The sequence below is a fragment of the Slackia piriformis YIT 12062 genome, assembly GCF_000296445.1.
GTDB classification, from domain to species: Bacteria; Actinomycetota; Coriobacteriia; order Coriobacteriales; family Eggerthellaceae; genus Slackia; species Slackia piriformis.
The window spans coordinates 79,764-100,842 of the sequence record NZ_JH815198.1 but is presented as its reverse complement, the minus strand read 5'-3'; the positions used below and the strand labels follow the sequence as shown (position 1 = coordinate 100,842).

At 57.0% G+C, this 21,079-nt stretch carries 19 protein-coding genes; 1 reads left to right on the top strand and 18 read right to left on the bottom strand.

Going from position 1 to position 21,079, the window contains the following annotated elements; all coding sequences use genetic code 11:
- Positions 1–2: 2 nt before the first annotated feature.
- The 8 genes from HMPREF9451_RS00440 to HMPREF9451_RS00405 form a co-directional block, all read right to left on the bottom strand.
- Positions 3–341, bottom strand: a complete 339-nt coding sequence (locus tag HMPREF9451_RS00440) for a P-II family nitrogen regulator (RefSeq protein WP_009138327.1) — start codon at positions 339–341, stop codon at positions 3–5.
- Positions 342–393: 52 nt separating this feature from the next.
- The gene (locus HMPREF9451_RS00435; RefSeq protein ID WP_009138326.1) at positions 394–1,659 is read right to left on the bottom strand and encodes an ammonium transporter; all 1,266 of its coding nucleotides are present in this window, start codon (positions 1,657–1,659) and stop codon (positions 394–396) included.
- Between the two features lie 268 nt (positions 1,660–1,927).
- Positions 1,928–2,605: a winged helix-turn-helix domain-containing protein gene (locus tag HMPREF9451_RS00430; protein WP_009138325.1), complete on the bottom strand. Its 678-nt coding sequence runs from the start codon at positions 2,603–2,605 to the stop codon at positions 1,928–1,930.
- Positions 2,606–2,614: 9 nt separating this feature from the next.
- Positions 2,615–3,946, bottom strand: a complete 1,332-nt coding sequence (locus HMPREF9451_RS00425; RefSeq protein ID WP_009138324.1) for a glutamine synthetase family protein — start codon at positions 3,944–3,946, stop codon at positions 2,615–2,617.
- Between the two features lie 232 nt (positions 3,947–4,178).
- Positions 4,179–4,907, bottom strand: coding sequence for a type 1 glutamine amidotransferase (locus HMPREF9451_RS00420; RefSeq protein WP_009138323.1), 729 nt, complete (start codon positions 4,905–4,907; stop codon positions 4,179–4,181).
- A gap of 2 nt (positions 4,908–4,909) precedes the next feature.
- Complete coding sequence (locus HMPREF9451_RS00415; RefSeq protein WP_009138322.1) at positions 4,910–6,256, bottom strand: Mur ligase family protein; 1,347 nt, start codon at positions 6,254–6,256, stop codon at positions 4,910–4,912.
- Positions 6,257–6,374: 118 nt separating this feature from the next.
- The gene (locus tag HMPREF9451_RS00410; RefSeq protein WP_232204078.1) at positions 6,375–6,557 is read right to left on the bottom strand and encodes a CASC3 protein CASC3; all 183 of its coding nucleotides are present in this window, start codon (positions 6,555–6,557) and stop codon (positions 6,375–6,377) included.
- A gap of 13 nt (positions 6,558–6,570) precedes the next feature.
- The gene (locus tag HMPREF9451_RS00405) at positions 6,571–7,950 is read right to left on the bottom strand and encodes an amidohydrolase family protein (protein ID WP_009138320.1); all 1,380 of its coding nucleotides are present in this window, start codon (positions 7,948–7,950) and stop codon (positions 6,571–6,573) included.
- Between the two features lie 88 nt (positions 7,951–8,038).
- On the opposite strand from HMPREF9451_RS00405, the gene HMPREF9451_RS00400 reads away from it, so the two are divergent.
- Positions 8,039–8,794 carry a class I SAM-dependent methyltransferase gene (locus HMPREF9451_RS00400; RefSeq protein ID WP_009138319.1) on the top strand — a complete coding sequence of 252 codons (756 nt, stop codon included), beginning with the start codon at positions 8,039–8,041 and terminating at the stop codon, positions 8,792–8,794.
- 102 nt (positions 8,795–8,896) lie between these two features.
- Here the strand turns inward: HMPREF9451_RS00400 and HMPREF9451_RS00395 are convergent, their stop codons facing one another.
- The 10 genes from HMPREF9451_RS00395 to ppk1 form a co-directional block, all read right to left on the bottom strand.
- The gene (locus HMPREF9451_RS00395) at positions 8,897–9,484 is read right to left on the bottom strand and encodes a TlpA family protein disulfide reductase (protein ID WP_009138318.1); all 588 of its coding nucleotides are present in this window, start codon (positions 9,482–9,484) and stop codon (positions 8,897–8,899) included.
- A gap of 2 nt (positions 9,485–9,486) precedes the next feature.
- Positions 9,487–10,401 carry a 4Fe-4S binding protein gene (locus HMPREF9451_RS00390; RefSeq protein WP_009138317.1) on the bottom strand — a complete coding sequence of 305 codons (915 nt, stop codon included), beginning with the start codon at positions 10,399–10,401 and terminating at the stop codon, positions 9,487–9,489.
- Between the two features lie 4 nt (positions 10,402–10,405).
- Positions 10,406–10,606 carry a CD1871A family CXXC motif-containing protein gene (locus HMPREF9451_RS00385; protein ID WP_009138316.1) on the bottom strand — a complete coding sequence of 67 codons (201 nt, stop codon included), beginning with the start codon at positions 10,604–10,606 and terminating at the stop codon, positions 10,406–10,408.
- Positions 10,607–10,788: 182 nt separating this feature from the next.
- Positions 10,789–12,375: a bifunctional phosphoribosylaminoimidazolecarboxamide formyltransferase/IMP cyclohydrolase gene (purH, locus tag HMPREF9451_RS00380; RefSeq protein WP_009138315.1), complete on the bottom strand. Its 1,587-nt coding sequence runs from the start codon at positions 12,373–12,375 to the stop codon at positions 10,789–10,791.
- A 116-nt stretch (positions 12,376–12,491) separates the two neighbouring features.
- A complete protein-coding gene (locus HMPREF9451_RS00375; RefSeq protein WP_009138314.1) occupies positions 12,492–13,304 on the bottom strand; it encodes a tyrosine-protein phosphatase in 813 nt (270 codons plus the stop codon).
- Between the two features lie 37 nt (positions 13,305–13,341).
- Complete coding sequence (locus HMPREF9451_RS00370) at positions 13,342–14,322, bottom strand: XdhC family protein (protein ID WP_009138313.1); 981 nt, start codon at positions 14,320–14,322, stop codon at positions 13,342–13,344.
- 98 nt (positions 14,323–14,420) lie between these two features.
- A complete protein-coding gene (purN, locus tag HMPREF9451_RS00365; RefSeq protein ID WP_009138312.1) occupies positions 14,421–15,032 on the bottom strand; it encodes a phosphoribosylglycinamide formyltransferase in 612 nt (203 codons plus the stop codon).
- A gap of 149 nt (positions 15,033–15,181) precedes the next feature.
- A complete protein-coding gene (purM, locus tag HMPREF9451_RS00360) occupies positions 15,182–16,234 on the bottom strand; it encodes a phosphoribosylformylglycinamidine cyclo-ligase (protein WP_009138311.1) in 1,053 nt (350 codons plus the stop codon).
- 191 nt (positions 16,235–16,425) lie between these two features.
- Positions 16,426–17,520, bottom strand: a complete 1,095-nt coding sequence (gene srtB, locus HMPREF9451_RS00355) for a class B sortase (RefSeq protein WP_187364025.1) — start codon at positions 17,518–17,520, stop codon at positions 16,426–16,428.
- Positions 17,521–18,113: 593 nt separating this feature from the next.
- Positions 18,114–20,963, bottom strand: coding sequence for a polyphosphate kinase 1 (ppk1, locus tag HMPREF9451_RS00345; protein ID WP_009138308.1), 2,850 nt, complete (start codon positions 20,961–20,963; stop codon positions 18,114–18,116).
- Between the last annotated feature and the right edge of the window lie 116 nt (positions 20,964–21,079).

Below are 21,079 nucleotides of genomic sequence, written 5' to 3'. Positions count from 1 at the left end.
CGCTACACGGCAGCAGACCCTCTTTCCCCCGTACGAATGCGAACCACATCTTCAACGGGAAGAATGAAAATCTTCCCGTCCCCCACATCGCCGGTGCGGGCGATGCGGCATATGGCCTCCACCATTTCTTTCACCTGCGCATCGTCCACGACAACCGACACCATGACCTTCGGAAGCATATTCACGAGAACCTCGCTTCCTCGGTAGTACTCCTTCCAGCCATGCTGCTTCCCGCATCCCTGCACCTGAGAGATAGTCATTCCCTTCAGCCCTGCGCTCAGCAGCTCCTCCTTAAGCGCCTCGAGCTTCGTCGGGCGGACAATTGCCTCTATCTTCTTCATTGCGTTTCCTCTCTTCAACCAAACACTCGCACTTGTCTTCTAACAGCGTCGACTAATCAAGACCGTTGAACGACGGATAGGCGCTCTCGCCATGCTGGCGGGCATCCAAGCCCTCCCCTTCCTCGCGAGCGTCCACGCGCAGCCCGTGAAACGCCGCCTTCAGCACGAACCCAATGACCAGCGTGGCAACCGCCACGAAGGCTATAGTGACGAGAATGCCGAGCAGCTGAGAAACCAGCAGGGACGGATCGCCCGTGTACAAAAGACCGCCCACTTCGGTCCAGGACAGCTCGGGAACGCAGAACACGCCCGTCAAAAGGCCGCCTACGATACCGCCGACGGTATGGCACCCGAAAGCGTCAAGCGCATCGTCGTATCCGAAACGCGGCTTAAGAAACGCAATGGCCGCGTAGCAGATAGGGGCCGTAACCACGCCCATGACAACAGCGGCCCACACGTCGACGAATCCAGCGGCGGGCGTAACGGCAACCAAGCCGGTCACGACTCCCGTGCACGCGCCGACAAGGGTCACCTTGCGCGTATGGGCGGCTTCGACCAACATCCACGCGAGCATCGCTGCCGCAGGAGCAACCATGGTATTGAGCAGAGCGAGCGCGGCAACGGCATCGGCGGCGAAAGCAGAGCCGGCATTGAAGCCGAACCAACCGAACCACAAAAGACCGGCGCCCAAAAGTACGAACGGAACGTTATGGGGACGATACGCCATCATGCCGAAACCGCGGCGCTTCCCAAGAAGAACGGCAAGAACCAGACCGGTAAGGCCCGAGGAGATATGAACGACGTCTCCGCCGGCGAAATCAAGGGCGCCGATCCTATCGCCGATAAAACTGCCGTCTCCGCCCCAGACCATATGGGCAAGCGGCGCATAAACCACCACAGACCATATAGCTATAAAAGCGATCACCGCAACAAACTTCATACGCCCCGCAAGAGAACCGGTGATGATGGCTGCAGTTATGGCTGCAAAAGCAAGCTGAAACGCCATATCCACTACGCCCGGATACGATGCATCTTCCAGCGGCGCATTGGACACAGCCTCGGACAAGGCGCCCGAACACATCAGCTGGTCGAACCCTCCGAAAAACGGCGACGACCCGTCACCTCCGTAGGCAAGAGACCAACCGAGCACGACCCACAAAACGCCGACGATTCCGATGACCGAGAACGCCATAATCATGGTGTTCACCACGTTTTTACGACGTGAAAGACCGCCGTAAAAAAACGCCAAAGCAGGGGTCATAAGAAACACAAGCATGGTGCATACCATCATGAATGCACTCGTTCCTTCATCGTACACATCTTCTCCCTTCGCTTGACAACAAGGCAATTATGGGAAAAGAACCTGAAGTAACTCCTGGTCAAGGGTATGTTTAACACTGCGGTATGCAAGACGTAACGAAAAAGAAACGCCGGTAACATGGCGCACATCATTCGGAAACAAAGAGGAAATACGCCGCCTGCCCGAACATGAAAAGGAGCCTGCGAACGAATCAAACCATCAGATTCGATTCGTTCACAGGCTCCCAAGCAACGAGGCGGACCGATTCGGCAAAAGCAGAGACCGACTAGCTCTCCCAGAGATACCCCGCACCTCGCACGGTTTCGATATGTTGGGCCATTTCAGGGCCGAGCTTCGCCCTCAGGCGACGGATATGCACATCTACCGTGCGCGTTCCGCCGTAATAATCGAAGCCCCACACCTGCGAAAGCAAAACCTCGCGCGAATAAATCCTGCCCGGATGCGTCACCAAGAACGCAAGCAGCGCATATTCCATAAATGTAAGGTCGACCGGCTCCCCCGCAACTTTGACTTGATATGTGGCAAGATTGATTGTCATGGACCCCACATGAACGAAATCGGCGTCGGAGGTCATCTCACCTGGCCACAACAATCTGCGGCAACGCACTTTTACCTCGTCATCGGAGGCGTACTCGCATGCGAAATCAAAGGGAATCTGGACGGGGAGGCGCACTGAAGCGGCACGGCCCCCTTCCATCACCACGAACAGCGCCGTTGTGCTGCCTCCGCGAGAAAGGGCCGCCTCCACCTCTGCCAAATCGCACGACCCGTCGGAATCGTCTATCAAAAGCATATCGAACGATGCGCCCCTCATGGCATCGAGAGCCTGGTTGGGTGGCACTTTGAGCGCTCGCACGTCCGCGTCCATCGACGAGAAAAGCGTCGCAGCTCGTTCGGGGGTAACGGCATCTCCACACGAAACAATAATGGTCTTCGAATGCATGCGCTCCTCCTACAAAGTTGCGAGATAGCGGTCTATTTCCCACGAAGTAACGTGAGCGCGGTACTCTTCCCATTCCGCCCTCTTCGTTTTCACGAGGTACGAATGCACAGAATCCCCCAGGACCTCGCGCATGAGCTCGGATTGCTCGAAAGCGTCCACCGCACGGGACAAATCGGACGGCAGGGGAACAAGCCCCATCTCCTCGCGCTCGGACGAAGAGAGCGCGAAGGCGTTTTTCAAAATGGGCGCAGGAAGCTCCAGCCCCTCTTCCATGCCCCGCAGGCCGGCGCCAATCATCACCGCGAACGCCAAATACGGATTCGCGGCCGAATCGACGCTGCGAACCTCGACGCGCGTCGAAGAACCCTTCGTCGGCTTATAGCGCGGCACGCGAACCATGGCCGAACGATTGGCCTGACCCCAGCACGCATGCAAGGGAGCGTCAAGATCGGGAACGAAACGTTTGTAGGAATTCACGAATTGGTTTGTGACCAGCATGTATTCAGGAGCGTACTTCAGCAGGCCGGCGATATAGCTTTTCGCAGCACTGGACAAGCCGTAGCCGTCCGGGTCGTTCGCATCGAAGAAAGCATTGCCCCCTTCGTCGAAAAGAGACTGATGCACATGCATGGCGCTGCCGGGACACCCTTCAAGAGGCTTCGGCATGAAGGTTGCATGCAACCCCTGGGCGTACGCTGTCTCCTTGATGACCAGCCGGGCCGTTATCACAGCATCGGCCGCCGCAAGGGCGTCGCAGTAGCGCAGATCTATCTCCTGCTGCGCCGGAGCCGCTTCGTGATGGGAATATTCGACAGGAATGCCCATCTGCTCAAGCGTCAAAACCGTATCGCGACGAAGATCGGCCGCATTATCAAGTGGCGCCAGGTCGAAATAGCCTCCCCTGTCGATCGGATCGGGAGACGTCGAATCCTTGAAGCAGAAATACTCCACGGCCGTGCCGACGTTGACTGCATACCCGAGGTTCGAGGCCTTTTTCAGCATCTTCATGAGGATATGGCGGGAATCGGCACGAGCGGGCTCGCCGTCAGGCGTGTAGATGTCGCAGAACATGCGTGCAACGCCATTATTGCTCGGGCGCCAAGGAAGCACCTGAAACGTGGAAGGTTCGGGATGAGCCAGCATGTCGCTGTCCTGGACGCATGCAAGCCCGTCGATGGACGACCCATCGAATCCGATGCCCTCTTCGAATGCCGTGTCGATATCCGATGGGGTAATGGCTATATTCTTGAGGTTTCCCAGAATGTCGACGAACCAAAGACGGAGAAAGCGGATATCGCGCTCCTCGATCTGCTTGATGACATACTGCTTGGTATCGATCATAGAAAGTATCCTTCCCACTGTGGTCGCGCGTAGAGGCCGAGACGCCGAAAAAGGCGAGGGCGATGCCGCGCCTTATGCCACGAAAATCGCACGCATCGGATACACTCCATCGCGCTAAAGTAAGAGCATATCATGTTAGCGAAGCGGCCCTTGTTTCCCTTGCGTTAAAACCATCTCACATCCAAAAAAGAAGGTTCAGGCGTTCAGGAAGGCGAGGAGCCCTCCTGCCACGCTAGAAAACGCCTAAGCGATGGAGCATGATACGATTCGCCTCGAGCTCAACCGCGTCGTCAAGCGGCGCAAGCTCCGCAGAATCGCCGCGACGTTCGAGGGCACGAGAAATCAGGTGGTCTGCAACCTGCGGATTCTTGGGCAGAAGCGGACCATGGAGATATGTTCCGATCAAGTTGTCCTGATGAACGCCCTCCCCTCCATCTTCGCCATTGTTGCCGCGCGTCTGCGCGAGCACCCGCCCGAAGGGAGCAACGCCCGATCCGAGCGTGGTGCGGCCCCCGTGGTTTTCGAAGCCGACCACGGGAATGTCAGAAATGTCGCTTTGCACGACGGCGTTTCCGATCAAGCGGCCCTCGCCTCGCACAGTCTCCATGTCGACGATTCCCAAGCCGTCCACCACCACGTCATCCATGGCGTAATGGTGGCCCAGGAATTGATATCCTCCGCATACGGCCAAAAGCACGCCGGCGTCGGCGACGTAGGAAGAAAGGTCGGCCTTGCGGCTCATCATGGCATCTTTCACGATGAGCTGTTCGCGGTCGGCACCGCCGCCGATGAAAACGATATCGGCAGAAGAGAAGTCGATGGAATCGCCCATTCCTACTTCGGTGACCTGCACGGGAATGTTGCGCCACTCGCAGCGGCGACGAAGCGTCATGACGTTGCCGCCGTCGCCGTAAAGGTTCAAAAGCTCTGGGAAGAGGTGCACGATGTTCAATGGTTTCACGACTAGTTCTCCCATTCTTTCTGCATAGCCTCGAGCTCTCGGCGAAGCGGAGGCAGTGCCGTGTAGTTCGCGATGACGTACACCTTGCCGTCTCCTGCTTCGGTTCGCTCGAGCACGTCGGCCGCATTCTTTACGATATCCGCCTTGATTCCGGCGTATTTCAAACGAACCTGCATGTCGTTGGCGCGCGAACCGCCAACGAAGGCCTTCAGCCCCTCGATTTCCGACCATCGCTCGAAATCGATATCCCAGAACCACGACACGTCAATGCCATCAGCCTCTTCGTCGTTTACGAAAAGCGCAAGAACATGCCCGCCCTCGTTCAAGACAATGCGAATATTCTGGTTGAACCCCGTAGGATTTTTGGCAAGATTGGTCATGACCGAGCGGTCGCCAAGCGTAAACGTTTGCAAACGGCCGTTCGTGGGGCGATACGCCTCAACCGCCTGTTCGAACTGGTCGAACTCAACCAGGCCGGAGACCTTCGACGCCGCATACGCCGCAAGCGTGTTGTAAATCATGTATGTGCCCATTTGGCCCGTACGAACCTCATGCCCGTCTATATCGAAGACAAGCCCGTCTTCTTCCATGCGCACATGCTCCGCCGCGAACGAAAGCTCCGGACGCCGCCATCCGCACTCAGGACAACGATACGCGCCGAGTTGACCGTAGTGCACGTATTCGTATTCGAGCGCTGCTCCGCACTTTTGACAAAAGCGGCTGTCGCTTATGCGATCGCCGTCAAGCTTCATATCGCAAGCAATGCCGAACGCCATTGATTCGTTGGGAATGCGATCGGCGATGGATGCGCACAGGGGATCATCGCCGTTATAGAGAAAGACGGTATCGGGCGTTGCCTCCAGCGCACGCGCGATAGTTTGCTGCACGTTGTCAATCTCTCCGACACGGTCGAGCTGGTCGCGAAACAGGTTGAGCAGCATGAAAAAGCGTGGCTTCACGCGAGGCAGAACATATTTCGTGTAAAGCTCGTCGCATTCGAAACAAGCGACGGGTTGTTCCTGGCAGCCTTGAGCATGCTGCATTTCAGGACGAACGAGCAAGGCGGTCACAACGCCAGACTCGAGATTATTGCCGTCGCGATTACAGTGCAAAGGACGACCGGCTTTTGCCAAGCAGTCGGCAACGAGGTTTGTCGTGGTGGTCTTGCCGTTGGTCCCCGATACCACCACGACCGTATCGACCTTCTTTGCCAAATCGCACAGCACAAGCGGCGCCGCCTTCATGGCAAGAACCCCGGGCAGGTTGCCCGGCGAACGATGCATAAACGTTTCCCCCGCCCAGTGGGCGCTTTTCCCCAATGCAGCGGCTATCGAAGACCGAAATGCCATGAGGCTCCTTTCGACATGCGTTCTGACATGATTGTCGCCTTGAACACGCGCAATCATACGCGAAAAAACCCCGCCTTGAGCACAAAGCGGGGTTTTACAAAAATGCTATAGACGAGCTCTACGACGCCCCACCCATCGCCATAATGGCGACCGTGGGAATACCCAGAGCCAGAACGAGGATGATGCACACCACAACCGTGAAAATCTTCTTCGTACGGGCGGCGCGCTCCCTACGCTTACGCTCGGCCTCTTCGCGCTTGCGGGCAGCTTCAACCTGCGCGGCGCGTTGTTTGGCCGTCATTTTCTGTCCCATGCTAATCTCTCAGCTTTCCACGAATATGAATGCCGCGCTGTGCAACCTCGACGGGATCGACCTTGAGGTTCCAGATGCCGCCGCGCTCGTACAAGACGCTGCCCTCCACCATGGTGAATACGACGTCTGCAGCTGCGGCGCCCGTGACAACCGCCGTAACGGGATCGACAAGCGGAGTCTGGCGAGATCCGGAAAGATCGACGACAATTACGTCCGCGCGCTTACCGGGCTCAAGGCTGCCGATTTCGTCATCCATGCGAAGGGCTCGTGCGCCGCCGATGGTGGCAAGCTCAAGCATGGTAGAGGCACTCAAGAAATAGCTGCGATCGACCGCACGATGAATCAGCGTTGCGAGGCGCATTTCCGTGAACATGTCGGACGTATCCGTTGCCGCCGGGGAATCGGTGCCAAGACCAACGCGGATACCCGCCTGCAAGAACTGCTGCAGAGGGGCAAGGCCCATGCCGAGCTGCGCGTTGCATCGCGTGCAGACGGCAATGGCGACGTCGTATTCCTTCAACTTGGCAATGTCATCGTCATCAACATGGACGCAATGTACGGCAAGAACGTCTTTGCTGCGGAACGCATCCCAGTTCAGCGCATAATTGACCGGCGTAACCCCCGTAGGAAGCCACATGGGACGGTCGGTCAGGCTGTCGTCCCCCGCATCAATGCCGCGCACCGAAAGGGGCGTGGAGCCGTTTTTGATGTACTGGTATTCCTCGTAGCTACCGGCGACATGCATGGCAACAGGAAGGTCCATTTCATCGGCAACCTGGTTCACCTTGCTAAACACCGTAGGATGGCATGCATGAAGGGCCTTCGGGGCAATGCCGATACGCGTAAGGTTGGAATCGGAATCCTGCCTCCAGGCACGAATGTCTTCTACCGCCTCCGCAATGGTGCTGTCCACCTTGGATTTCTCAGGAACGCCGACGCTGCGATAAATCACGGAGCGCAGGCCCAGATCGCGCACCGCCTCTCGCGAAGCGCCCGTGCCCGTGAAGTCGGCAACTGTGGTGACGCCGCCCGAGAGCATTTCCATGCCGCCGAGCAATGCGGAATCGTAGCGATCGTCGCGCGTCATCATGTCCGCCTTGGCATGTTCGTGAGCAAGCCATTCGGCATACGGGACATCGTGGACAATACCGCGCAATGCCGTGTATTCGAGATGCGTATGACAGTCTACGAAACCAGGCATGATGGCTGCACGGCCGAAATCGCGTACCTCCTCCTCGGGGTAGCGGGATTTCATACGTTGGGCACCGCCTATTTCAACGATGCGCCCGTCGCGCACCAAAACCGCGCCATCGTCGATAGGAGGCTGCGTGACGGGGATGATATGTTCAGCACACAATAGCATGCGGACATAATAGCGCATCGGCTTTAGGCTATACTGAGAACTTAGAAAAATCGAAGAGCGGATTATATTCGCCGACCACAATCACTAACTAAACGACGGAAGATTCATGACTGAAACCAGCCACCACACGGTAGACACCGCGACAGGAAAGGAAGCCGAAGCGGCCCTTTCGGAAGAACGCGTGCAGCACATATTCGGAACCATCGCCGAGCAGTACAAGAAATTCAACGCCTTCTCGAGCTTCGGGCTCTACAAAGGATGGCTGCGCAAAACGGTCGACGCAGCCAATCTCACCCCTGAATCCGACTTGCTCGATTTGGCGGGCGGCACAGGCGACGTAAGCTACATGGCGGCGCATCGCAATCCCCCGGCCCATATCCAGCTTACTGACTTCGTGCCCGAAATGCTCGACGTGGCCAAGGAACGCCTCAAGGCGGGAGAGAACTGCGGCGTTCCCTTCGATTTCGAAGTGGTGGACGCTCAAAACGTCCCCTATGCCGACAATTCCTACGATGCGGTTACCATGGCCTACGGCATTCGCAACATCCCCGATCGCATGAAGGCCCTTTCCGAAGTGCACCGCGTGCTTAAACCGGGCGGTACGTTCGCCTGCCTCGAGTTTTCCACCCCGCCGAATGCGCTCTGGCGCGCGCTATATCACGTTTATCTGAAGGTCGTGATTCCTTTCTGGGGCTGGCTTTTCACCCGCGATGCGCCAAGCTTCGTCTATCTGGCCGATTCCATCAAGGCGTTCCCGTGCCAGAAAGATTACGCCGCCATGCTGCGCGAAGCGGGATTCAAAGACGTGACCTGGAAAAACTACGCCGGCGGCATTGTTGCCGTGCATACGGGACGAAAATAACGCAAGCAGACGGAAAAGCGACACGCAGCGGTAGGCAAGGCAGCGTGTCGCTTCGCTATGAAAGCTTTTTAACGCAAGTATGACAGCGCGAGGCAAAAGGAGCTACCCTATCGCCTGCTGCACGGCAGATTCAAACCTAGAATACATGTCGCGTCCCGAGCCTGCAAAAATTTCGCTCACATTTCCTTCGGAATCGATCACCACGGTATAAGGAATGCCGCTTGTGGGATAGGCCGTCTGAGCTTCGAAATTCGGATCAAGCGCCCATGTAAAGTCGTAGTCATGCTGCTGCACGAAATCGACCACAAGAGCCTGGTCCTCGCCACAATTCACCAGGACCACATTAACATCGGGGTAGTTCTCCCTTATCTGCTGCAAATCGGGCATCTCCTTGATGCAGTATGGGCACCACGTTGCCCAAAAGTTCACGATAGTCACGCCGCCCTGAAAGTCGGAGATATTCTTCGTAGAACCGTCGGGCATGGTCAAGGGAGCATCCGGAGCAGGATTTCCTTTCACCACGCCAGCCGTTTTCCCGTTGCTTACAGAGCCTTGCGTGTTCTGGCTTCCATCTGTCGCGCCTTGCGTTTGGCAGCCCGCCATCATAAGAACGGACACAGCGCAAATAGCACAGACGGCCAGCATGATGCATTTCGATACGGCAAGAGGCTTCCCCGTGGTCCGGTTCATGGCTACTTCCCTTTCTTCTGAACTTCTTCTTGACCCGAATTATCGCAGGCAATGGCCGGAGGTTGTTTCAATGAAGAGCGCGATACGCTGAAACGAATGGCCCCGCATGCGCAAGATTCCTTGCACGCTCCGCATTGGATGCACTCATGGTCGCTGACGCGAGCAACGTCCATGCGACACGCTTCCACGCACGCTCCGCAGTTCGTGCAAGCATTCTCATCCACCACGTAACGAAGCGCGCAGAAACGATTGAAGAACCCGTAGAGCGCACCGAGCGGACAGAGGAATCGGCAAAACGGCCGATAGATTGCCATGGCCGCAATGACAATGGCCGCAAGCACGGCCGTTTTCCACGTGAACAACGCACCCACGATGGCTTGTAGGTCGGGACTTGTCGACACAAGAGCGACGCCGGCGATGGTTCCTGCAGGGCAAATGTACGTGCAGAACAGCGGAGAGGCAACACCGTCGATGGCCAGCGTAGCAAGCGGGCCAATAACCACGAGCGCGAGCACGGCATATTTCAAATAGCTGAGCTTGCGCGTGAAAGCGCTCTTTCGCATCTTGGGAATACGAAGGAAGCGGCCGAGTTTATCGAGCATGTCCTGGATAAAGCCAAATGGGCACGCCCAGCCGCAGATGGTGCGACCGAATAGCGCGCCGAACGCAAGCAGGCATCCAACCACGTAAAATGGCAGCTTGAGCGAGGATGCGCCGAGCGATTGCTGCAAAGCGCCGATTGGGCATGCACCTATGGCGCCCGGGCACGAATAGCAATGCAGTCCCGGAACACAAACGCCCTTGGTAACAGACTTGCCCACCGAAAGCGTGGCAATGCCCTGGAAGTCAAGGTTGTACAGAAGAGCGGCCAGCAGCTGAACGAAGTGGCACTTCGTACGTAGGAGAAACTTCTTCATGGCGCTACCCTATACCGATGCATTCGTAGCAGATAAGCGACGCCTTGCGCCAGGTATCGAGCATATCGCCCTGAGCAATGCCGAGGGCGATGAGCGCCACGCCAATGGCAAGCACAAGCACCCATGCAAATGAGCGCGCCTTGCCGCGCTTGACCCTTGGCGTGTCGCCGTCATTTGAAATGGTATGTTTTTCGTCACGTATCATGCGCGCATTGTAGCATGGCAGCCTTGCGCTGTCTGAAAACGATATCGAATCAAAATGTTGCAAACAGAGCAACCAGAAATTGCCGCCATCATCGAGAATGGACGCATGAAAAAGCCTGGACGCCAAAACGCCCAGGCTTTAACTGATTACAGCGCCTTCAGCTAGCGAGTTGCTGAAACGGCTTAGTGACGGAAATGACGATGTCCGGTGAACACCATGGCAATGCCGTGTTCGTCGCACGCCTGGATGACCTCTTCGTCACGCACGGAACCGCCAGGCTGGATGATGGCGGTCACGCCATAGCCCGCCAGCTGGTCGACACCGTCGCGGAACGGGAAGAAGGCGTCGGATGCAGCCATAAGGCCGTCGGCGGACATGCCCATGCGCTCGCATGCCTCATGCGCACGCTCGCATGCGAGCTTCGCAGAGTCCACACGGTTCGGCTGGCCAGGGCCCATGCCGATGCCGGCGCGGTTCTTGGAGACCAGGATGGCGTTGGACTTGACGCCCTTGCAGACCTTCCAAGCGAACATAAGCTCGTCCATCTCGGCCTCGGTGGGCTTGCGCTTGGTAGGAACGGTGAAGTCTTCCACCCGCTCGTTCACACGGTCGACGCACTGGGCCAGCATGCCGCCATCGACGCTGCGGAACTCGATGGCAGCAGGAGCATCCACGCCGCCGGTGCGCAGAACGCGCAGGTTCTTCTTCTGCTGCAAAAGCTCCAAGGCCGCTGGCTCGAAAGAAGGAGCAATCAACACCTCGACAAACTGCTTGTTCTCGTTGATGTGCTCGACCATGGCCAGAGAAACCTCGACGTTGGCCGCAATGATGCCGCCGAATGCGCTCTTGGGGTCGCAGGCGAAGGCCTTGTCGTAAGCCTCTTCGACCGTAGCGCCCGTAGCGGAGCCGCAGGGGTTCTGATGCTTCAAAATAACAACGGCAGGGTCGGAGAACTCACGCGCGATGGCCCAGCAAGCGTCCGTATCCAGAATGTTGTTGTAGGACAGCTCCTTGCCGTTGAGCTGCTCGGCGTTAACCAAGGAGTGCGCGGTGGCGAACTCGGGCATGCGGTAGTACATGGCAGCCTGATGCGGATTTTCGCCATAGCGCAGATCCTGCTGCTTTACCAGGTGAAGGTCGCGCTGTGCGGGGTGAAGCTCGGCTTCCTCGCCCAGCTGGCTACCCAACCAACGAGCAATGGCGCCGTCGTAGGCATTGGTGGTCTGGAACACCTTGAGAGCAAGCTGTACGCGGGTATCGCGCGTGGTAGCACCATCGTTGGCGCGCATTTCTTCAAGAATGGCGTCATAGCGCTCAGGCTCGGTTACCACGACAACGCTCTCGAAATTCTTCGCAGCAGAGCGCAGCATGGAAGGGCCGCCGATGTCGATGTTCTCGATGCAGGTGCCGAATTCAGCGCCCGACTCGACCGTCTTTTCAAAGGCATACAAGTTCACAACGACCATATCGATCATGCCGATGCCGTGCTCTTCCGCCTGGCGCATATGCTCGGCATTGTCGCGCTTGGCAAGAAGACCGCCATGCACCTTGGGATGCAGCGTTTTCACACGGCCGTCCATCATCTCAGGAAATCCGGTCAAATCGTCGATCGGACGTACGGGAACGCCAGCCTCTTCGATAACCTTGGCCGTTCCGCCCGTGGAAACGATCTCCACACCGAACTCCTCGTGCAGCGCACGAGCGAAATCAACAATGCCCGTCTTGTCGGTCACCGACATGAGCGCACGCTTGATCTTCGGGTCTGCCACCTGGATACCACCTTTCCATGCAACGTTTTTCAAGACTGAACCAGCATACCAGCGCTACAGCGTGCCATATTCGCAATGAGCGGGAATGGCACAAATGCCACGCAGACGAACACATTTTATTCCAAATACCTGTCGCGCAATGCCTTCAGGCGTTCGCCCGTCAAGCCGAATTCGCGATCGAGATAGGCCTCGAACGTACCGCATTCCTGGCGAATTTCGTCAAGGACGCGCCGACCGAAATCCTCCACCACGCCCTCGCCCGCACGTACCGCCAACTCGAAAAGGTCGATACGCGAAAGAAAGGGATGCTCTGCCAGCCTTCTCTCGATGGCCTCATGACGATACTCGTTCGTAAGCAGGTAATCTGCGATGATGGTTCTTTCGTCCACGCCTAACGCCATCAGAATAACCATGGCCGCAATGCCTGTACGATCTTTGCCCGCCGTACAGTGGAAAAGCAGCGGCGTGCAGCCTTTCTCAAGCTGCGCCATAAGCTCGCGATACGCTACGTTGTCAAAGGCAAGCGAAGAGTACACTTCCGCGACGGCGGATACGATATCCTCCTCTGGGTCGTCGTCTTTGCGACGCGGATTCCCGAGCAGGTTCAAAATAGCGGAAGGCGAAAGATTGACTTCGTTTCCGTCCGCATCCATGCATCCGCTGATTCGCACGTGCTCGGTGCCGCATATCTCAGGGTCGGGCAGCTCGCCGGCCTCCTCTGCGCTACGCAAATCGAGAACGTAGCGAAGACCCAGGCCGCTCAGGCGCTCAAGCTCTTCTTCGTTGAAATCGCCCAGTGCCGCTGTTCTGAAAAAGATACCGTGCTTGACCCTACGCCCATCGGCAGCCTCGTACCCTCCAAGCTCACGGACATTGAGCTCACGGCGAAAACCAGGCACGTAGCCCTTCGTCATGCAGACATCGATCATGTCAGAACCTTTCGAACTCAAATGAAATCATGCAAGACTACCAGAGGCTCGCATCGTGCTTTTCGCGGGCTTCTTGGCTATAACGCTGCCTATATCGCACGTCGACAAGCTCGGCAACAATGGATATTGCCAGTTCAGCAGGGGTTTTAGCACCGAATTTCAGACCGATTGGACGCTTGATAGCCTCCCATTGCTCTTCCGTCATGCCGGCGTCTACGCACAAATCGTGCACACGACCGTTCTTTCCCTTGCAGCCCATCATGCCCACATACCGCACACCCTGCGCAATCGCCCACACACAGCCCTCGGGGTCGTGCATGTGTCCGCGGGTCAGCACGCACACGCAATCGGACGAATTCGCCCTCATAGAGCCAAGATCATCGAACGAGGAGACCAGCGTTCGCTTGCAGCCGGGAAAACGCTCCTCGCTCAAAAAGGAGGCGTCGTCGTCTACGACTTCTACCTCGAAGCCAACATGCCGAGCAAGAGCCGCCGTCTCCACCGCCACGTCCGAAGCGCCAAGAAGCCAAACCTTCACCGAATCGAACAACGGCACCGAAGCCCATGTCAGGCCCTCGAACTGGTCGTTGTGCATGGAAGGGCCACGCGTGACGTCTTTCATCTGGAAGAAATCTCGAGCGGAGTAGTCGCGCGCCGCCACGACCTCTTTCGCATCGTTGCAGAAAAACACCAGGTCATAGCCATCAGCGCTGCCAATGGTTCCGTAGCTCTTCGTGACGTCGTTATCTACGTTGGATACCGCAACGGAAGCATTATCAACCACTTTGAAGCCGACCCAGGCCATGTCGCCCTCTTCGACGGCACGTGCCGCGCGTTCGAAGACGCAAGCGTCTTTCGCTGTCAGCCCTGCGGAAATGCGCGCCAACGCTTCAGGAGAGGTCCTCGGGTCTTCAATCGCCGCCTCTTCTGAAAAGCAAGGAAAGTCTTCTACGGACAGGTTGACACTACGCCCCGTCCGCAAATCCGACGCAATGCTTTCAAGCGTTTCCTTACGCATGCAAACGCACCCTTTCTGCACTCTAAGCAAATAGCCCCGACCCACCATGGACCAGGGCTATTTTCACCGTATGCTACTTTGGCCCGACGGCGCTTCCCCTACGAAATATGCACCTTGCGGTCGGCGCCAACCGTTACGCGATTTTCGGCAATAAGCTGCAGCACGTAAGGGTACAACTCATGTTCGGTCGCATGGATTTTCTCTTCGAGCGTTTCGAGCGTATCGTCCTCGGCAACCTCTACCGCACGCTGGGCAACAATGGGGCCCTTATCGTATTCGGCGTTGGCGAAATGAACCGTAACACCCGTAACCTTCACGCCGGCCTCGAAAGCATCCTGAATAGCATGCGCACCCTTAAAGGATGGCAGCAGAGCGGGATGCAGGTTCAACACGCGATCGGGAAACGCCATGAGAATAGAATCGGTCACCATGCGCATATAGCCCGCCATGACCACGTATTCGCAGCCGGCACGAACAAGCTCGGCCGCAATAGCTTCGTTGGCCATATCGTAATCGGCATACACGTCCTTGGAAAGAGCGATGGTCTGAATGCCCGCCTCCTTGGCGCGCACCAATCCATACGCATCAGGGCGGCTCGATATAACAACGCGAATCTCCGCATTCAAACGCCCTGCGGCAATCGCGTCGATGATCGCCTGCAGATTCGAGCCGGAGCCAGAAAGAAGTACGCCGATTTTCAGAGGTGCCATAAGCTTCCTTTCGCCAGAGGCCGGATACGACATGGTAAGACGAACAAGGCGAAGACGACGCTCAGCGTCCGCTTCGCCAAACAGAATACCGCGCAAAACAATCGGTGCCGCCCACGGAGGGACGGCACCGTCGCAAGCGGTTGAAAACCCTATTTCTCGGGGTAGGCCACTTCGCCCGTCCCTTCGATGATAGAGCCGATCACGCAAGGGTCTTCACCTTGGGATTTCAGCTGGTCGATAACAGCATCGACCTGAGCGGGGTCGACGATCAAGGCCATGCCGATGCCCATGTTGAAGGTCTTGAGCGCCTCTTCGTCAGTCAGGCCGGCAGCCTCGACAGTCATCTGAGTAATGGCGGGAACCTCCCACGATGCGGGATCGACAAGCGCATCAAGATGCTTTGGCAGGGCACGGTTCAGATTTTCCGTCATGCCGCCGCCCGTAATATGGGCGAGCGCATGTACGGCGCCCGGCAGCTCGCGCAGACAGGAAAGCACGGGCTTCACGTAAATGCGCGTAGGCTCGAGCAGCGCTTCTCCCACGGTCTTGCCCCCAAGGCATTCAGGAGTAGCAGCAAGATCTTCGGCGGTCTTGCCCTCTACCATGACTTTGCGAACCAGGGAATAGCCGTTGGAGTGGAACCCGCTCGAACGAAGGCCTACCACCACATCGTCCTTTTTCACATTGTCGGGACCGATCATCTTGGGGCGGTCGACCACGCCGACGCAGAAGCCGGACAGGTCATAGTCATCGGGGTCCATGACGCCGGGATGCTCCGCCATTTCGCCACCGACCAGAGCGCATCCGGCCTGACGGCATCCGTCGGCAATGCCGCCGACAACTTTAGCGACATGTTCGCGACGAAGCTTTCCAATGGCCACATAATCCAAGAAGAACAACGGCTCGGCACCGCAAGCCAGAATATCATTCACGCACATGGCGACAAGGTCAATGCCAACGGTGTCATGCTTGTCGAGCAGCTGGGCAACCTTGAGCTTGGTGCCAACGCCGTCGGTGCCAGAAATGAGGATGGGGTCTTCCATATCCTTCATTGCGGCAGCAGAGAACAATCCGCCGAAACCTCCGATATCGCCGATAACCTCGGGGCGATAAGTGGAATGCACGGCATCTTTGATGGCATCTACCGCAGCAGCACCCTCCGCAATATCGACACCTGCATCGGCGTATGTCACCTGAGTCATGAATCTCCCTTTCGTTCCAAACGCGCACCTTCGTACGCTTTTCTATTCTGCCCTATCATGCCACGGCAATGCGCATACGACCATACGCAACATGCCGCCGACACGAAAAACAAGCCGATATGGCCGCTTTTGCGTCCTGGAATAACAAATTCGCTCGCCGCACCGCCTCAAGCCTTCGGCATTTAACCCGTCTAGGACGCGTTCGTAGGCGTTGCGGACTCCACAACCGCCCCGAACAGCACGGCACGCGTTGCCGCATAGTCATCGCCGCATGTAATGAGCGTGAAAAGCTTTGAAACCTGCTCGGAATCGACATCGTTCGGCACGGAGACCACGGAATCGCTCTTTCTTTCGTCCATGTACTGTTGCAAGGCCGCTTTACCGGAGAAGGTGTACTGCAGAAGGTCTGTCTGCGTAGAGTCCACCACGTCGAGAGCAAACGTAGAGCAGCGGTAATTTTGGGTGGGCGTAAGCACGTAGAAGGTTCTTGCCGCGTCGAATGTTGCCTGATCGGTCATCTGCAGCAGATGCGCGAACATCGTATCGTCATTCATGTTGTGCCCGTACAGCACGTTGTTCTCGTCAGAAAAATCTCCCGCATTGTCGGTTGCCAGGAAAATGGTCCCCTTATGAACGATTCCCCCAGAATCGCCCGTGAAGTCCTTCTTCAGGTATTCCTCATCCGAATCGCCCTGAACAACCGGATAGTCTATGCTCGTGCCCGGCATGTAGATCCATGCCACCGTATCGGGGTTTTGCGCAAGAAGGGCATCCCAATCAACCGTCATAGCAGAAAGAGCGTCGGCCTCTTTTTCAGGAAAAGCCTGTTCGGCAATGGTGGTGTACACCTTGCTGCCATGCCAGTAGCCGTAGCCGATCATGCCGAGCACGGCAAGGCATAGCACAAGCACCAAGACGGCGATGACAAGCACGACCGTCCATGGGCCGTTCTTTCTTTTTTTAGCAGCCGCATTGCCCATGTCGAACGGCTGCACATTACCGCCTACACCCCAATGCGCAGCCGGAGCGGCGTTACGGTACGCGGCCGGAGCAGCACCGCGATGCGCGCCCGTTCCTGGATTACGAGGTGCGCCCGCATGATAAGGAGCACTCGCACGGTATGCGCCAGAATCGGGACGAGGCGCTTCCCCACCCCTCGAAGCATGAGCGGTTTGTCCCGAAGCGTGAGCCGCGCGTTTCGAAGCGTGAGCCGCATGACCGTATCGGTCGCGGGAGAAATCACTGACGCTCTGCTGGTCAAACAGGTTTTTCGGCGAATTAGGCACGGGCATCGTATCCTCCCGAACAGCTTGCTCTCAAAACGGAATCCTCCGAAAAAGCCTTCGCGGCCTCGGAAGACAAAATCTGGCATGGCAAAACGCGGCTTTACGCGCTCAGCCCCCTGAAGGCAGCGTCGCGAATATTGTGTTCACGCTTGCCCATAAAGAAAATAATAAAGAAAAACAGCCGCAGCAAACCTCAGAATCGCCCCTTTTCGCCCAAAAGAGCGCAAAGCGGGAACGAACGCTAAAAAGAAAACGGCCCGCATGCTATCCATGCGGGCCGCCTGAATCAGCCTATTTCTTCCTCATCTCTTCAACGAAGCCTTTGACGATAAAGGCCACGATGATGATGACGATGATTGCAGCGATAACCCAAATCGCCTCGGCCGGCAAGAAGCTCAAATCCATGGGGTCCTCCTTACTGAAGCGCACATGAACTCTTCGGCAGTTCTTTCAACATGCGATAGTAACGCAAGCAGCCACTTCACGCAATTTCCACGAGTTTCGCAGTTACCGAACCGATACCTTCTCCGCCGCCATCTCGCATCGGTCGCACGCACCCCACAGGCACGATCGCCGACGCGGCTTTCATGCTTCTACCTGCCAAACAGACGAGCAAAGAAACCCTTCTTTTTGGCTGGCATCTCAATAGGACGCCCCGAAGCAGACTGGGACGCAGGATCGCGCCTCGGCACGGGAGGAAGCTCGTCGCTAGGAACTGCCGACACCGGAATTGCAGCCTTTGCCGGCGCATGCGCGCTAGCAACCGGTTGCGTGCGAGGCTCGGAGCCTGATGCGACCGGCGAAGCAGCAGAAACCGAAACCTGCGCAGAAGCAGACGGTGCAGCGGACTTTTCGACCGAAGCCACAGGGGGCATCTCGACCGTGGCATACGCAACCTTGTCTTCCTCGGGCTTCTTTTCCTCGGGAGCTTTCGCAGGCGAATCGTCAACATGCGAATCTGTAGGCTCAAACTCCTTGGTTTCAGGCTTTTCAGTCTTGGGCTCTTCGACCTTGGGCTTTGGGTCCTGGCCTTCTCTGTCTACCGGCTCCGCCGCTTCGGACTCCTCGCGTTCGCGCGCCATCTCATCCGCGGCCTCTTCCACAAGCGCCTCGACCTGCGTGGAAAGGTTCGCGTGCATGACGAAATTGGGGCCTTCGGGACGCGGAGCACGCTCTGCGGCGATATACGCCTCCTTGATGAGATGGTCCTGGGCATCGAACGGCTTGGCAATCGGGTTGCCTTGAGCGTCTTTCGCCAGGAAATGGCCCAGTTCCGTATACGTTCCGTCCGGCTTGAGCTCACGAAGCTTCGCCGTATCGGAAAGCATGGTATTGAAGTAGCTCTGTACCTTTTCGCGCAAATGGGGATCGTTCACCGGCCATGCGATCTCGACGCGCTTGTCGAGGTTGCGCGTCATGAGGTCGGCACTCGACAAGTAGATTTTCCTATCCTCGCCAGCACCGAAGATGTAGATGCGCGAGTGTTCGAGCAGGCGACCAACCACGCTGACCACGCGAATGTTTTCCGTCTCGCCCTCAACGCCCGGCACCAAGCAGGAAATGCCGCGGACCAGCATGGTCACCTTCACGCCCGCACGACTTGCTTCGGCGAGCTTTTCGATGACGTCTTTGTCCGTCACGGAGTTCGTCTTCATGAGAATCTCCGCCGGCTCGCCCGCATGGGCCTTTGCTATCTCCTCGTCGATATAGGCGCAGATACCCTTCTTGATCATGAGAGGGGCAACCATAAGCGTCTGGTAATCGTCCGTTGCGCTTTCAAGCTGCATGCTGCGGAAGAACATGGACGCGTCCTCGCCGATCTTGGGGTCGGCCGTGATCATGGACAGGTCCGTATAGAGCTTGGCAGTCTTTTCGTTATAGTTGCCCGTGCCGAGCTGCGTGATGAACTCCAGGCCATCGGCGCCGCGACGAGTGATGGCGCATATCTTGCTATGCACTTTGTAGTCGCGGAAGCCGTAGATGATATTGCATCCCGCCTGCTCGAAACGCTGGGACCATTCGATATTGTTGCTTTCGTCGAAGCGGGCGCGAAGCTCGAAAAGCGCCGTGACGTCCTTGCCGTTTTCGGCCGCCGTGATCAACGCTTCCGCCAGGCGCGATTGGCTCGCAAGACGGTAGAGCGTAATTTTGATCGAAATGACATCGGGATCGGTCGCCGCCTCTTGCAGCAGGTGCACAAACGCGTCCATGCTTTCATACGGATATGAAAGCAAGACATCTTTTTCCTTGACCTGCTCCATGATGCTCTTGCCGCGAACAAGGTCGGCAGGCCATTGCGGGCTTGCGGGCTCGTCAACGAAAGATTCGGCAAGCTTGGGACCAACCATGCTCGGAAGACCGAACGCATACCCCATATCAAGCGGCAGCCCAACCGCATAGATCTGGCTGCGCTTAAGGCCGAGGCGCTTTGCAAGGAAACGCTCGGTCACGTCGGAAAGAGGACGCTCGCTTTCAAGACGAACCGGAGCCAGGCGACTGCGCTTCTTGAGGATGCGCTTCATGTGACTGCGGAAATCCTCGTCGTATTCGTCGGATTCTTCATACATGTCCAAGTCGGCGTTGCGCGTCACTTGAATAACGTTGGCATGCTTGACCGGATACATGCTGAAAATCTTATCGGCCACCATCTCGAGCGCATGTTCGAGCAGTATGAAGGAATAGCCCTCGCCCTCGCTGTCGAGCTTGATCGTGCGCGGGCAATTGCGCGGCATGGGGATGATGCCCATAAGAACGTCTTCCGCCGCCTTGGCGCGAAGGGCCTTGCGACGCTCCTTCGACATGCCCTCCTTCGGCTCGGGAAGATTGTCAAGACGCACCGCGATGTAGAGCGCGCCGTTTTCAAGATGAGGGAACGGATGCGTTGCGTTGACAATCTGCGGCGAAATGAGCGGCAAGACGTTCGATTTAAGGTACTGGTTGAGCTGGTCACGCTGGTGAGAGGTGAGCTCATCGGGATACAGCTGATGGATGCCCTGAGCCTCGAGCTGGCGCCTTACGGTGCGGAAATCCTCCGAAACCTGCGGCGTCAACTCGCGTACGCGCGCATAGACCGACTCAAGCTGCTCGGTGGGGGTCATGCCCGTCTTGCTGTCGTAGATGGCCTCTTTCGCAAGCTCCAGGTCAAGCAGGCTGCCCACGCGCACCATGAAGAACTCCTGCAAGTTGGAACGCCAGATGGCAATGAACTTCATGCGCTCGAGCAACGGAACGTTAGGATCGACCGACTGATCGAGCACGCGTTCGTTGAACGTCAGCCAAGAAAGCTCTCTATTCTGCATGTACGCCTTGGTCCTGGGGCGGCTCTTCTTCACGCGCTTCGCCTTGTCTGAAGCCTTGGAATCCAATTCAGACTGGGGAGCTGCGGCGTGCGCTCCTTGATGAACGGTATCTGCCCCCGTTTTCATGCGATCAATATCCGCCATGATTGCCCTCCTCGACGCATGTGGAACACAAGGAAATCCAACTCTCCTATAATTCAATTATAGCGTTACACTAGATCATCATTATTCGCCGCTGCGCTTCTTAACGCCGTTTTGGC

Excerpts from the sequence above, each read along its gene's own strand:
- HMPREF9451_RS00440 (WP_009138327.1), bottom strand. The coding sequence starts at position 341 with ATGAAGAAGATAGAGGCAATTGTCCGCCCGACGAAGCTCGAGGCGCTT.
- HMPREF9451_RS00430 (WP_009138325.1), bottom strand. The coding sequence starts at position 2,605 with ATGCATTCGAAGACCATTATTGTTTCGTGTGGAGATGCCGTTACCCCC.
- HMPREF9451_RS00425 (WP_009138324.1), bottom strand. The coding sequence starts at position 3,946 with ATGATCGATACCAAGCAGTATGTCATCAAGCAGATCGAGGAGCGCGAT.
- HMPREF9451_RS00415 (WP_009138322.1), bottom strand. The coding sequence starts at position 6,256 with ATGGCATTTCGGTCTTCGATAGCCGCTGCATTGGGGAAAAGCGCCCAC.
- HMPREF9451_RS00410 (WP_232204078.1), bottom strand. The coding sequence starts at position 6,557 with ATGACGGCCAAACAACGCGCCGCGCAGGTTGAAGCTGCCCGCAAGCGC.
- HMPREF9451_RS00405 (WP_009138320.1), bottom strand. The coding sequence starts at position 7,950 with ATGCGCTATTATGTCCGCATGCTATTGTGTGCTGAACATATCATCCCC.
- HMPREF9451_RS00400 (WP_009138319.1), top strand. The coding sequence starts at position 8,039 with ATGACTGAAACCAGCCACCACACGGTAGACACCGCGACAGGAAAGGAA.
- HMPREF9451_RS00395 (WP_009138318.1), bottom strand. The coding sequence starts at position 9,484 with ATGAACCGGACCACGGGGAAGCCTCTTGCCGTATCGAAATGCATCATG.
- HMPREF9451_RS00390 (WP_009138317.1), bottom strand. The coding sequence starts at position 10,401 with ATGAAGAAGTTTCTCCTACGTACGAAGTGCCACTTCGTTCAGCTGCTG.
- HMPREF9451_RS00385 (WP_009138316.1), bottom strand. The coding sequence starts at position 10,606 with ATGATACGTGACGAAAAACATACCATTTCAAATGACGGCGACACGCCA.
- HMPREF9451_RS00375 (WP_009138314.1), bottom strand. The coding sequence starts at position 13,304 with ATGATCGATGTCTGCATGACGAAGGGCTACGTGCCTGGTTTTCGCCGT.
- HMPREF9451_RS00370 (WP_009138313.1), bottom strand. The coding sequence starts at position 14,322 with ATGCGTAAGGAAACGCTTGAAAGCATTGCGTCGGATTTGCGGACGGGG.
- purN (WP_009138312.1), bottom strand. The coding sequence starts at position 15,032 with ATGGCACCTCTGAAAATCGGCGTACTTCTTTCTGGCTCCGGCTCGAAT.
- purM (WP_009138311.1), bottom strand. The coding sequence starts at position 16,234 with ATGACTCAGGTGACATACGCCGATGCAGGTGTCGATATTGCGGAGGGT.
- ppk1 (WP_009138308.1), bottom strand. The coding sequence starts at position 20,963 with ATGGCGGATATTGATCGCATGAAAACGGGGGCAGATACCGTTCATCAA.